The organism is Paraburkholderia edwinii (genome assembly GCF_019428685.1).
GTDB classification, from domain to species: Bacteria; Pseudomonadota; Gammaproteobacteria; order Burkholderiales; family Burkholderiaceae; genus Paraburkholderia; species Paraburkholderia edwinii.
The window spans coordinates 372,403-384,954 of record NZ_CP080095.1 but is presented as its reverse complement, the minus strand read 5'-3'; the positions used below and the strand labels follow the sequence as shown (position 1 = coordinate 384,954).

The 12,552-nt window shown below is 61.5% G+C and carries 11 protein-coding genes; 1 reads left to right on the top strand and 10 read right to left on the bottom strand.

Annotated features, from left to right (window positions below; all coding sequences use genetic code 11):
- Positions 1 to 193 precede the first annotated feature (193 nt).
- Complete coding sequence (gene hemE, locus KZJ38_RS01640; protein WP_219798498.1) at positions 194 to 1,288, bottom strand: uroporphyrinogen decarboxylase; 1,095 nt, start codon at positions 1,286 to 1,288, stop codon at positions 194 to 196.
- 416 nt (positions 1,289 to 1,704) lie between these two features.
- Between hemE and KZJ38_RS01635 the strand changes: the two genes are divergently transcribed.
- The gene (locus KZJ38_RS01635) at positions 1,705 to 2,574 is read left to right on the top strand and encodes a transporter substrate-binding domain-containing protein (protein WP_219798497.1); all 870 of its coding nucleotides are present in this window, start codon (positions 1,705 to 1,707) and stop codon (positions 2,572 to 2,574) included.
- 812 nt (positions 2,575 to 3,386) lie between these two features.
- Here KZJ38_RS01635 and KZJ38_RS01630 read toward each other — a convergent pair.
- The 9 genes from KZJ38_RS01630 to atpB form a co-directional block, all read right to left on the bottom strand.
- Positions 3,387 to 5,111 carry an AMP-binding protein gene (locus tag KZJ38_RS01630; protein WP_219798496.1) on the bottom strand — a complete coding sequence of 575 codons (1,725 nt, stop codon included), beginning with the start codon at positions 5,109 to 5,111 and terminating at the stop codon, positions 3,387 to 3,389.
- A gap of 306 nt (positions 5,112 to 5,417) precedes the next feature.
- Positions 5,418 to 5,843 carry a F0F1 ATP synthase subunit epsilon gene (locus KZJ38_RS01625; RefSeq protein WP_075155344.1) on the bottom strand — a complete coding sequence of 142 codons (426 nt, stop codon included), beginning with the start codon at positions 5,841 to 5,843 and terminating at the stop codon, positions 5,418 to 5,420.
- Positions 5,844 to 5,974: 131 nt separating this feature from the next.
- Entirely contained in the window at positions 5,975 to 7,369 is a 1,395-nt protein-coding gene (atpD, locus tag KZJ38_RS01620; RefSeq protein WP_219798495.1) for a F0F1 ATP synthase subunit beta, read from the bottom strand.
- A gap of 124 nt (positions 7,370 to 7,493) precedes the next feature.
- Positions 7,494 to 8,381, bottom strand: a complete 888-nt coding sequence (gene atpG / locus KZJ38_RS01615) for a F0F1 ATP synthase subunit gamma (RefSeq protein ID WP_219798494.1) — start codon at positions 8,379 to 8,381, stop codon at positions 7,494 to 7,496.
- A gap of 93 nt (positions 8,382 to 8,474) precedes the next feature.
- Entirely contained in the window at positions 8,475 to 10,016 is a 1,542-nt protein-coding gene (atpA, locus tag KZJ38_RS01610; protein WP_219798493.1) for a F0F1 ATP synthase subunit alpha, read from the bottom strand.
- Positions 10,017 to 10,086: 70 nt separating this feature from the next.
- A complete protein-coding gene (locus KZJ38_RS01605) occupies positions 10,087 to 10,626 on the bottom strand; it encodes a F0F1 ATP synthase subunit delta (protein ID WP_219798492.1) in 540 nt (179 codons plus the stop codon).
- 2 nt (positions 10,627 to 10,628) lie between these two features.
- The gene (locus KZJ38_RS01600; protein WP_219798491.1) at positions 10,629 to 11,099 is read right to left on the bottom strand and encodes a F0F1 ATP synthase subunit B; all 471 of its coding nucleotides are present in this window, start codon (positions 11,097 to 11,099) and stop codon (positions 10,629 to 10,631) included.
- A gap of 143 nt (positions 11,100 to 11,242) precedes the next feature.
- Complete coding sequence (gene atpE / locus KZJ38_RS01595; RefSeq protein ID WP_007180033.1) at positions 11,243 to 11,512, bottom strand: F0F1 ATP synthase subunit C; 270 nt, start codon at positions 11,510 to 11,512, stop codon at positions 11,243 to 11,245.
- An 80-nt stretch (positions 11,513 to 11,592) separates the two neighbouring features.
- Positions 11,593 to 12,444 (bottom strand): F0F1 ATP synthase subunit A, encoded by an 852-nt coding sequence (atpB, locus tag KZJ38_RS01590; RefSeq protein WP_219798490.1) that lies wholly within the window; start codon positions 12,442 to 12,444, stop codon positions 11,593 to 11,595.
- Positions 12,445 to 12,552: the final 108 nt, after the last annotated feature.

Sequence of the window (12,552 nt, the reverse complement as noted above, 5' to 3'; positions counted from 1 at the left end):
GACGTTTGGCAAGCACAATCTGGCGTCGTCGACTTCTACCGCGCCGCAGCGTGATTAATGTGTATAAGTCAAGCCTTGACAACCAGCAGAACGCCATTCGACGGCGTGTGGAATGTAATTTTCCCCTTAAGGCGAGAGCCCAGGTCATTGCGACGCAACAAAACTGTCATCACTTTGACGCAGTCCTGATTGCCTACATCTGACCCGCCGCGCGCAGTGCCCGGCTATGCCGATGCACTTCGTCGACGAGTTCCGCGACGTGCTCCGGCGGCGTGTACTGCGAAATACCGTGCCCGAGGTTGAACACGTGGCCCGGGTGATTGCCGTAGCTGTCGAGCACGGCGCGCGCCTCGACGCGGATCGTGGCCGGCGGCGCAAACAGCACCGACGGGTCGATGTTCCCCTGGAGCGCGACCTTGCCCGCGACGCGCTCACGCGCGCGCGCGAGGTTCACGGTCCAGTCGAGACCGACCGCATCGACACCCGACGCGGCGATTTCTTCGAGCCACAGGCCGCCGCCCTTTGTGAACGCGATGACGGGCACGCGCCGGCCGTCGTGTTCGCGCTTGAGCGCGCTCACGATCTGTTCGATGTAATGCAGCGAAAAGCGCTGATAGATTCCGTCCGCGAGCGCGCCGCCCCACGTGTCGAAAATCATCACGGCCTGCGCGCCGGCTTCGATTTGAGCATTCAGGTATGCGGTAACCGCGCGCGCGTTTACATCGAGAATTCGATGCATGAGATCCGGCCGCGCGTACAGCATCGACTTCACCGTGCGGAAGTCGTCCGAACCGCCGCCCTCGACCATGTAGCACGCGAGCGTCCATGGGCTGCCCGAGAAGCCGATCAGCGGCACGCGCTGGCGCCCCTGCGCATCGGTCAGCGCGCGGCGGATCTGGCTCACCGCATCGGTGACGTAGCGCAGCGTCGCGTCGATATCGGGCACCGCAAGGCGCGCGACGTCGTCTTCGGTGCGCACCGGGCGGGCGAATTTGGGGCCCTCGCCGGTGGCGAACTCGAGGCCGAGGCCCATCGCGTCCGGAATCGTCAGGATGTCGGAGAACAGGATCGCGGCATCGAGCGGATAGCGCTCGAGCGGCTGCAGCGTCACTTCGGTTGCGTAATCGGGATTCTTGGCGAGGCCGAGGAAGCTGCCGGCACGACCGCGTGTCGCGTTGTATTCGGGCAGATAGCGGCCAGCCTGTCGCATCAGCCAGATCGGCGTGTAGTCGGTAGGCTCGCGCAGCAGCGCGCGCAGAAAGGTGTCATTGATCAGTTGTTGAGCCACGTCGCGTGCGCCTTAAGGCTTAAAGCAAAGAGCCATTCTACCGGACAGGGTGTTGGGCTGGCGTCAGCTGTCGGTTGCCTTGAGGTGTGGCAACGCGCGCTTCCGCTTGTCGATGCCTGTGCTGATGCGTGTGCTGATGGGTGTGTCGATACCTGTGTATCGACGCCCGTGCATCGATGCGTCTGTATCGATTTCCGCGCGATGCCTCTGTATCGATGCCTGTTTCGATGTGCGCCGGGCGAGCGCGTACTAGCGTCGTTGTTGCGCCGGTCTGTGCACCGGCGTTTGCATCGCGCAAGCCGGCCGTCGGTTGTCTGAACGGAGCATCTTTTGCCCGGCACTGACGAGTTTGCCGCGCCGGCGACGGTTTTCAGCGCCCGCTACGTAGAATGAGCGGGCCTTATTGAGGAGATCCCATGAGCAAGGCGTTTTCCCTTTCGCAGCGCGCGCTGTCGTACACGTTCGCAGGCGCGCTTTCCTGTGTGCTGTCCGGCGCATTGTCAGGTGTGAGTCCGGTGTATGCGCAAGCAACTTCCCAGGCGGCAGCACCGTCGACGGTCGCGGCCGCCGGTTCGCCGCAGTCGCGGTCGCGGCTCGATGAAATCATCGCGCGCGGCACGCTGCGCGCATGCACGACCGGCGATTACAAACCCTACTCGTATTACAGGCAGGACGGCCAGTTCGAAGGCATCGATATCGACATGGCCGAATCGCTCGCGAAATCGCTCGGTGTGAAGGCGGAGTTCATCAAGACGACGTGGCCGAACCTGACGAACGACTTCGTCGCCAAGTGCGACATCGCGATCGGCGGTGTATCGACGACGCTCGACCGGCAGAAGCGCGCGTTCTTCACGCGGCCGTATCAGGTCGACGGCAAAACGCCGATCGTGCGTTGCGACGATGTCAGGAAATACCAGACGGTCGAGCAGATCGATCAGCCGTCGACGCGCGTCATCGTGAACCCGGGTGGCACGAACGAGCGGTTTGCCAAGCAGCACTTCCCGCACGCAGCGCTGACCGTCTATCCGGATAACGTGACGGTGTTCAAGCAGATCCTCGCGGGCAAGGCGGACGTGATGGTCACCGATGCATCCGAGACGTTGCTGCAGCAGAAGCTCAATCCCGGCCTCTGCTCCGTCCACCCGGACAAGCCGTTCCAATACGGAGAAAAAGCGTGGATGGTGCCGCGCGGCGACGTCGTTTTCCAGCAATATGTCGACCAATGGCTGCATCTTGGGCGAGAAAGCGGTGAATATCAGGCCATTTCCGATAAATGGTTGAAGTAACTCCGATAGGGCGCGGTGTGTCGTCGGTAGCGGGTCGAACCTGCCCGGTGGACCTGTAACCGTGGGGCGCTCGTTATTGAGCGCTTCATTGTCTTGAGTTCAGGGGTCTTCTGCCGCCACCGCCGTCGGCTAAAGGCGCGGTTGCGTTGCATCATTTTTCACGAACGGCCGTTTCCGACCTTGCAAAACGTATTGCAGCGACTACGCTTCAACCAACTCCCCACGCAGACCTTCTCATTCACGGCAAAAATGCCCGCCGCGCATGCGCCATGTAGCAGTGCAATATGCGGCGCAACTCAAATTAGCAAATAGCGATTTAATCGCTTTCGGTCGTTCGGTAAAAATGATCTTTTATCCGGAAAATAACGGCAAAAAATCCCGGAGAGCCTTATCTGGCGGGCGTTACAACCTGAAACACTTTGTTACCGCGTTCCTGGTTTAATTCGCCCACAATGCCTCTCACGGGTTCAACACGGATGTGGCTTGTTGTGTGGTGTGAGCGGACATCTTTCATCAAGCCGGTCGGCAGATTGCCGGGTCCCTGAGAAGGGGCATCCCTGTTGGAGTCGTGGTCGACCGAAATTCGTCGTCCAGTCGATTCCTCCTTTGGTCTCCTCGCGCTAACCCCGTAGCGTGTGGTTTTTAGCGGGCTCCAGGCCCGCTTTTTTTTTGCCTCGCTAAACGTTTGCGCGCTGCAGCGGTTGGCGTTTTCAAGCGGTATCTCAAGCGCGTCGTGTCCCGACGCGCTTTTTGCATCTGCGGCTCCGGCAGTCCTCCCGTCGCTCTCTTCTCGTGCTTGCCGCCGTGCTCATTCAGGCGGTCTTGCCGGCCGTCAGCTTCAATTCTTCGATCATCCGGTCGCGCATCACGAACTTCTGGACCTTGCCGGTCACCGTCATCGGCAGCTCGTCGACGAAGCGGATGTACTTTGGCACCTTGTAGTGCGCGATCTGTTCGCGACAGAACGCCTGGACATCGTCCGCGGTCATCTGCTCGCCCGCGCGCAAGACAATCCACGCGCAAACTTCCTCGCCGTATTTCGGATCGGGCACGCCAAACACCTGGACGCTCTGAATCTTCGGATGGCGGAATAGGAATTCCTCGATCTCGCGCGGATAGATGTTTTCGCCGCCGCGAATCAGCATGTCCTTCAGGCGGCCGACGATATTGCAGTATCCGTCGGCATCGATCACGGCAAGATCGCCCGTATGCATCCAGCCGTCGACGATGCTTTCCCGCGTTTTCGCCTCGTCGTTCCAGTAGCCGCGCATCACCGAATAGCCCTTCGTGCACAACTCGCCGGTTTCGCCAACCGGCACGGTGTTGCCCGCCGGATCGACGACCTTCACCTCGAGATGCGGCTGCACGCGGCCGACCGTCGTTGTGCGTTTTTCCAGCGGGTCGGTGGTCGAGCTCTGGAACGACACGGGGCTCGTCTCGGTCATCCCATACGCGATCGTGATTTCCGACAGATGCATCTTCGCGACCACGCGCTTCATCGTCTCGATCGGGCACGGCGAGCCGGCCATGATGCCGGTGCGCAGATGCGAGAGGTCGAAGCTATCGAAGTCGGGGTGGTCGAGCTCGGCGATAAACATCGTCGGCACGCCGTGCAGCGCGGTGCATTTTTCTTCGGAGACGGCGGCCAAGGTCGCTGCCGGGTCGAATGCTTCGCCCGGAAACACCATGTTCGCGCCGACTGACACGCACGCGAGCACCGCCAGCACCATGCCGAAGCAGTGATAAAGCGGCACGGGAATGCACAGCGAATCCTGCTCCGAGAGTCGCATCGCCATCGCGATATAGCGCGCGTTGTTCACCACATTGCTATGCGTCAGCGTCGCGCCTTTCGGGCTGCCCGTCGTGCCGCTCGTGAACTGGATGTTGATCGGGTCGTGCGGCGACAGGCTTGCAGTGATGGCGTCGAGCTTCGCGGTATCGAGCGTCTCGCGGCCAAGTTCGATCACCTCGGCGAGGCACAGCATGCCCGGCGTTTCGGTGTCGCATACGCGAATCACGATACGCAGGTCGGGCAAGCGCGCTATTCGCAAGTCGCCGGGCGGTTGCGTCGCGAGTTCCGGCGCCAACTGAGCAAGCATGTCGAGATACATCGACGACTTGAAGCGCTCCGCCGCGACAATCGCCTTGCAGCCGACCTTGTTCAGCGCGTATTCGAGCTCGGCGAGCCGGTAGGCCGGATTGATGTTGACGAGGATCGCGCCGATCCGCGCGGTGGCGAACTGCGTAAGCACCCATTCGACGCGATTCGGCGACCAGATGCCGACGCGGTCGCCTTTGCCGATGCCGAGCGCTGTGAAACCCGACGCCAGAATGTCGACTTCGTCGGCGAACTCCTGCCAGCTCCAACGGATGCGTTGCTCGCGAAATACGACGGCGGGCCGGTCGGGAAAGCGTCGCGCGGTGTCGAGCAGGAACTGGCCGACGGTCGCGGTGCTAAGCGGGGCATCGGTCGAACCGCGAACGTAGGAAAGGCCGTCTTTGGGCGCGATCTGCGCGGGGGTGCCTGCCGCTTGCATGATTGCCTCCTGCTTTTGAGTCGACTGAAGCTCATGCCGACGTTTGCGCGTTGGCGCCTCGTTCGGTCTCGTGCAACGTGAATGCTGGAAGGGATGCCCGCTCAGGGAAATCGGCGGCGAAAAGATTGTGCGCCGGGCGAACCGTACGCGGCATCGAGGCTTTCCCTCACCTTTCGGGCATGCGCCGAAGATGCCGGAGCGCCGATACGCTGAAACACCGATACGCGGCCCAAATAAAAAAGCAGCCCCAAGGGCTGCTTTTTCACCTTCGTCGCGTTACTCGACGACGTTGCTGCTTTCGATACTTCAGTGCTGTCCGCGCAGTTTCCGCAGACGCTGGATCGCCGCGAGCTGAGCCGTCGCATACGCAAGCTCCGCTTGCGCGGTCGCGTATTCAAGGTTCGAGCCGGTGTTCTGCAGCGCCTCTTCAGCACGCTTGCGAGCCTGCTCGGCCTTCGCCTCGTCGAGATCCTTGCCGCGAATCGCGGTGTCGGCCAGAACCGTCACTGCGCCCGGTTGCACCTCGAGAATGCCGCCGGCGACGAACACGAATTCCTCTTCGCCGTTCTCAGCCTCGATGCGCACCGCACCCGGACGAATCCGCGTGATGAGCGGCGTGTGGCCCGGCAGAATGCCGAGCTCGCCCGCCTCGCCCGGCAGCGCAACGAACTTCGCCTGGCCCGAGAAGATTTCCTCTTCCGCGCTGACGACGTCTACCTTGATAGTTGCCATAAAGTCTCGACTCCTGGTTGAGCGTGATGCGTACGGCGCGATGCAGGTTTTGCGGCGGTGTGTGTGCAATGCAAACCCACTCACGCCCGCCACTGCCATCAAACCGCGCCTTCCTGCCGACGCGTCAACCGTTACTGGATCTTCTTGGCCTTTTCAAAGGCTTCGTCGATCGTGCCGACCATGTAGAACGCCTGCTCCGGCAGGTGATCGCATTCCCCTTCGACGATCATCTTGAAGCCGCGAATCGTTTCCTTCAGCGGCACGTACTTGCCCGGCGAGCCCGTGAAGACTTCCGCGACGTGGAACGGCTGCGACAGGAAACGCTGGATCTTACGAGCGCGCGCGACCGACAGCTTGTCTTCCGGCGACAGTTCGTCCATGCCCAGAATCGCGATAATGTCGCGCAGTTCCTTGTAGCGCTGCAGCGTCTGCTGCACCGAACGCGTGATGCCGTAGTGCTCTTCACCGATCACGTGCGGGTCGATCTGGCGCGACGTCGAGTCGAGCGGGTCCACCGCGGGGTAGATACCGAGCGACGCGATATCGCGCGACAGCACGACCGTTGCGTCCAGGTGGCCGAAGGTCGTTGCCGGCGACGGGTCGGTCAAGTCATCGGCAGGCACGTACACGGCCTGCACCGACGTGATCGAACCGGTCTTGGTCGACGTGATGCGCTCTTGCAGCTTGCCCATTTCTTCAGCCAGCGTCGGCTGATAGCCCACTGCCGACGGCATACGGCCGAGCAGTGCCGACACTTCGGTACCGGCCAGCGTGAAACGGTAGATGTTGTCGACGAAGAACAGCACGTCGAGGCCTTCGTCACGGAAGTGCTCGGCCATCGTCAGGCCGGTCAGCGCGACGCGCAGACGGTTGCCCGGCGGCTCGTTCATCTGGCCGTAAACCAGCGCGACCTTGTCGAGAACGTTCGAGTCCTTCATTTCGTGGTAGAAGTCGTTGCCCTCACGGGTACGCTCGCCCACGCCCGCGAACACGGAGTAACCGCCGTGCTCCTTCGCGATGTTGTTGATGAGCTCCATCATGTTGACGGTCTTGCCCACGCCTGCACCGCCGAACAGACCGACCTTGCCGCCCTTTGCGAACGGGCAGATCAGGTCGATAACCTTGATACCCGTTTCGAGCAGCTCAGTAGACGGCGACAGTTCGTCGAACGCCGGCGCCTTCTGGTGGATCGAGCGCATCGTGTCGCTCGCGATCGGGCCCGCTTCGTCGATCGGGCGGCCCAGCACGTCCATGATGCGGCCCAGCGTCGGCTTGCCGACTGGCACGCTGATCGGCTTCGCGGTGTTCTTCACCACGACGCCGCGGCGCAGACCATCCGACGAACCCAGACAGATGGTGCGGACCACGCCGTCGCCCAGCTGTTGCTGGACTTCGAGCGTCAGCTCCGAACCTTCGAGAATGAGCGCGTCGTACACCTTCGGCATGTGCGTACGCGGGAATTCCACGTCGATCACCGCGCCGATGCACTGTACGATCTTGCCTTCTACCAAAGCAGTTGTACTCATCGCTTTTCCTTTAGATACTCAATTCTTCACTCGCGCTACGGCGCGGTTGGTTGCCCGCAGCCTGTTTTCTTTGCGCGGTCGCTTTCGATTGCTTACGGTCGCTTTGCGCCGGTCGTCGCTACGCTCAGACTGCCGCGGCGCCGCCGACGATCTCCGACAGTTCCTTCGTGATCGCGGCCTGGCGGCTCTTGTTGTACACCAGCTGCAACTCGTTGATGACCGTCTTCGCGTTGTCCGAAGCGGCCTTCATCGCGACCATGCGTGCCGACTGTTCCGACGCCATGTTTTCCGCGACGGCCTGATAGACCAGCGCTTCGACATAACGCACGAGCAGTTCGTCGACTACCGTCTGCGCGTCCGGCTCGTAGATGTAGTCCCACGACGTCTTCGGCGTCGTCTTGTCGCCTTCTTCGGTCGCTTCGAACCGTTCGGCCGACAGCGGCAGCAACTGCTCGATCACCGGCTCCTGCTTCATCGTGTTGATGAAGCGCGTGTACGCGAGGTACACCGCCGAGACCTTGCCTTCCGAATACAGGTCGAGCTGCACCTTCACCGCGCCGATCAGCTTCTCGAGGTGCGGCGTGTCGCCAAGCTGCACGACGTTCGATGCGACCTTCGCGCGCAGACGGTTCAGAAAGCCGAGGCCCTTGCTGCCGATCGCCGTTGCGTCGATCGTCTTGCCTTCAGCTTCGAGTTCCTTGAACTTCTGCAGCGACGCACGCAGCACGTTCGTGTTCATCCCGCCGCACAGACCTTTGTCAGTCGTGACGAGGATGAAGCCGGCCGTCTTCGCGCCCTCGTTCGCCACCATGAACGGATGGCGATACTCGGGGTTCGCACGGCTCATGTGCGCGGCGATGTCACGGACCTTGTCGGCGTACGGACGGGCAGCGCGCATGCGCTCCTGGGCGCGGCGCATCTTCGATGCGGCGACCATTTCCATCGCTTTGGTGATCTTGCGCGTGTTTTGCACGCTCTTGATCTTGCCGCGAATTTCCTTCATTCCAGCCATTGCTTGCTCCTTGATCGAAACCGCGCGGGCTTACTTCATTGCTTCAGTTGCCCGCGCTGCTTCGAGGTCCGGTTATGTCTCGCGCGGATCGGATCAATAAGCGCCGGACTTCTTGAAGTCCTTGAGGGCCGCGTGCAGCGCGCCTTCGTCGTCCTTCGACAGGTCCTTGTTATCTTCGATGCGCTTGATCAGATCGGCGTGGCTCGTCTTCAGGTATTCGCGCAGGCCGCGCTCGAATGCGAGCACGTCCTTCACGTCCAGATCGTCGAGGTAACCGTTGTTCGCGGCGAACAGCGCGACCGACAGTTCCCACACCTGCAGCGGCTGGTACTGCGGCTGCTTCAGCAGTTCCGTCACGCGGCGGCCGCGCTCGAGCTGCTTGCGGGTTGCTTCGTCGAGGTCCGACGCGAACTGCGCGAACGCTGCCAGTTCACGATACTGCGCGAGGTCGGTACGGATACCGCCCGACAGCTTCTTCACGACCTTCGTCTGTGCTGCACCGCCGACACGCGACACCGACACGCCGGCGTTAATCGCCGGGCGGATACCTGCGTTGAAGAGGTCGGTTTCAAGGAAGATCTGGCCGTCGGTAATCGAGATCACGTTCGTCGGAACGAACGCGGTCACGTCGCCGGCTTGCGTTTCGATCACGGGCAGTGCCGTCAGCGAGCCGCTCTTGCCCTTCACTTCGCCCTTCGTGAACTTCTCGACGTACTCTTCCGAGACGCGCGCGGCGCGCTCGAGCAGACGCGAGTGCAGATAGAACACGTCGCCCGGATACGCTTCACGGCCCGGCGGACGGCGCAGCAGCAGCGAGATCTGACGGTATGCCCACGCTTGCTTGGTCAAGTCGTCATAAATGATCAGCGCATCTTGCCCGCGGTCGCGGAAGTATTCGCCCATCGTGCAGCCGGCATACGGTGCGAGGTATTGCATCGCGGCCGATTCCGACGCCGAAGCGGCGACCACGATCGTGTATTCGAGCGCGCCCGTTTCTTCGAGCTTGCGCACCACGTTCATGATCGACGAAGCCTTCTGGCCGATCGCGACGTAGATACAGATCAGGTCCTTGCCCTTCTGGTTGATGATCGTGTCGACGGCCACCGCGGTCTTGCCGCACTGACGGTCGCCGATGATCAGCTCGCGCTGGCCACGGCCGATCGGCACCATCGAGTCGATCGACTTCAGACCCGTTTGCACCGGTTGCGACACCGACTTACGCCAGATCACGCCCGGGGCGATCTTTTCGATCGCGTCGGTCAACTTCGCGTTGACCGGGCCCTTGCCGTCGATCGGGTTGCCGAGCGCATCGACCACGCGGCCGACCAGTTCCGGGCCGACCGGCACTTCGAGAATGCGGCCCGTCGTCTTGACGATGTCGCCTTCCGAGATGCTTTCGTATTCGCCCAAAATAACCGCGCCGACCGAGTCGCGCTCGAGGTTCAGCGCGAGGCCGTACACGTTGCCCGGGAATTCGAGCATTTCGCCCTGCATCACTTCCGACAGGCCGTGAATGCGCACGATGCCGTCGGTCACGGAGATCACAGTGCCCTGGTTGCGAACGTCTGCGCTCGCTTCAAGGCCCTGGATCCGGCTCTTGATCAGCTCGCTGATCTCAGAGGGATTGAGTTGCATTATTCGCTCCTGATAGTCAATTCTGTTGCGTGCCAGCGGCTCTGCGATCCACGCGCCGACGTCTGCAAAATCACGCGGTAAGCGCCGTCTGCATTCTGGCGAGCCGCGCACGGACCGAGGTATCGAGCACTTCGTCGCCCACCGTCACGCGCACGCCGCCGATCAGCGACGAATCCACTTCGACGGTCGGCTTCAGCTTGCATTTGAACTTGCGTTCGAGCGCCGCGAGGAGTTCGTTCAGTGCCTGGCCTTCGAGCGGGAATGCGCTCACGATATGCGCGTCAGCCGCGCCTTCGCGTGCGTTCTTCAGCGCTTCGAACTGCGTCGCGATTTCCGGCAACAGCGGCAGCCGGTGATTGTCGACCAGCATCTGCACGAAGTTCTTTGCCTGCGCGTCGTCTTTGAGCGGCGACTTCACCGCGGCCAGCACGAGGTCGACGACCTGCGCGCGGCCCACCTTCGGGCTCGTCGCGATCGATTCGACTTCCGGCAAGCTCGCAACCTGAGCCAGTTCCTGCACGAGCGTGGACCAGGCGTTGACGTCGCCCGCTTGCGCGACGGCAAACAGCGCTTCAGCGTACGGACGGGCGATGGTGGCAAGTTCGGCCATGATCAGAGCTCGGTTTTGAGTTGATTCAGCAGATCGGCGTGAACCGACTGGTTCACTTCACGCTTCAGGATCTGTTCGGCACCCTTCACCGCAAGCGCCGCCACTTCACCGCGCAGCGTTTCGCGCGCCTTGACGATTTGCTGGTCGGCATCGGCCTTCGCCTGAGCGATGATCCGGGCGGCTTCGGCATGCGCCTGCGCCTTGATTTCGTCAGCGACTGCTACGGCGCGCTTTTCGGCTTCGGCGATACGATGCTGGCCGTCGTTGCGAGCCTGCGCAAGCTCTTCGCCGACGCGCTTGTGCGCGGCTTCGAGTTCCGCCTTGCCCTTTTCGGCGGCCGACAGGCCATCGGCGATTTTCTTCGCGCGCTCGTCGAGGGCATTGACCAACGGCGGCCACACGAACTTCATCGTGAACCACGCGAGGATCAGGAACACGACCATTTGCGCAAACAGAGTTGCGTTGAGATTCACGGTGTTTCCTTAAATGTTGCTAGTTCGGACGGGGAGACGGGAAATGGCAAGGCGCTCATCGAATCAGTGCTCGATCAGCGCCCAGTACCCGTTCCGCTTAGCGCCATTCCTGTTATAGGTCAGGCGCGCAGTTCCGAGGAACCTCAGCCTGCCAGCTTCGACAGCAGCGGGTTCGCGAACGCAAACAGCATGGCCACACCAACGCCGATCAGGAACGCCGCATCGATCAGACCTGCGAGCAGGAACATCTTCGTTTGCAGCGGGTTCATCAGTTCCGGCTGGCGGGCGCACGCTTCAATGTACTTGCCGCCCATCAGGCCGATACCGATACAGGCGCCGATTGCACCCAGGCCGATGATGATGCCGATACCGATGGCGGTCAGACCCTGGATGTTGGCGATGAAAGCTTGCATGATCACTCCTTTGTGAAAAGTCTTTTTGGAACTGGGATTTAGAAAAATTAAAGCGATTCTTTTAGCCGACAGGACCGGGGTTAGTGGCTGTCGTGTGCCTGGCCGATATACACCAGCGTCAGCATCATGAAAATGAACGCCTGCAACAGAACGATCAGGATGTGGAAGATCGCCCACACGCTGCCCGCGATCACATGGCCGATGAAGCCAAGCACCGTCGTGTCCGCACCGAAGTTCCAGATGCTGCCCAGGAGGGCAATCAGCAGGAACAGCAGTTCACCCGCGTACATGTTGCCGAAGAGCCGCATGCCGAGCGAAACCGTCTTGGCGACGAACTCGATGATGTTCAGTGCAAGGTTCGGGATCCACAGCAGCGGATGCGCGCCGAACGGGGCCGACAGCAGCTCGTGCACGAAGCCACCTGCGCCCTTGATCTTGAAGTTGTAGTAAATCATCAGCACGAACACGCCGAGCGCGATGCCGAGCGTGCCGTTCAGGTCTGCCGTCGGCACGATGCGATGATGGGGAATGATTTCCGACAGGCCCAGCCAGCCGATCACGCGGCCCGGCAGGTCGACCGGGATGAAGTCGAGCGCATTCATCAGCGCGACCCAAACGAATACCGTAAGCGCGAGCGGCGCGATGAAACGGCGATTGCCGTGGATCATCGATTTCGATTGGTCTTCGACCATTTCGACCAGCATCTCGATCGCGCACTGGAAGCGGCCCGGCACGCCCGGCGTGGCTTTGCGCGCAGCGAGGCGCAGGATGAGGATGGTGACGAGGCCGCAGACGATCGACCAGAAGAGCGTGTCCAGATTCCAGACATGAATGTCGAAAATCGACGTCTGATGCTCGGTGGAGAAGTTCTGCAAGTGATGCGCGATGTACTCGGACGGATCCAGAGCGCGCGTTCCTTCGCTAGCTGCCATATCTTTATTGCCACCCAAATTGTCGAAAATCGTTCCAGGCCGCCCGCCGCCGTTCGCGTCGCAGGCCGACCCGGTGCGGACCGTCTCGAGCCCGCACGCCATTCGGCG